The sequence below is a fragment of the Halomonas sp. SIMBA_159 genome (assembly GCF_046536035.1).
GTDB lineage: Bacteria > Pseudomonadota > Gammaproteobacteria > Pseudomonadales > Halomonadaceae > Vreelandella > Vreelandella venusta_A.
Map to the genome: position 1 here is coordinate 1 of NZ_JAWJBT010001141.1, position 251 is coordinate 251.

Below are 251 nucleotides of genomic sequence, written 5' to 3' on the forward strand. Positions count from 1 at the left end.
TCATTACGCGTGACGCGAAGCTGCTCATACCGGTAGACATCCGCAAGCGGTTCGACCTTGAGCGTGATTGCTGTTCTCACCACCTCACCGGAATGAGCCGATTGGCTCTTCAGTCGCGCAAGGATGTTCAGGACATGGTCTCCGCTCGGACGTCCGGACTCCAGTGCGAGCTCGACGGCAACCAGCACGGCCTCCAGACCGTGAACGGGAGTGGCCGCGAGGACCTGGACCATTACCCGGTCGCCGCCAGT

At 61.8% G+C, this 251-nt stretch carries 1 pseudogene; it reads right to left on the reverse strand.

Annotated features, from left to right (window positions below):
• Positions 1–251 (reverse strand): annotated as a pseudogene (locus R0J87_RS22830) (IS21 family transposase); the annotation flags it as partial.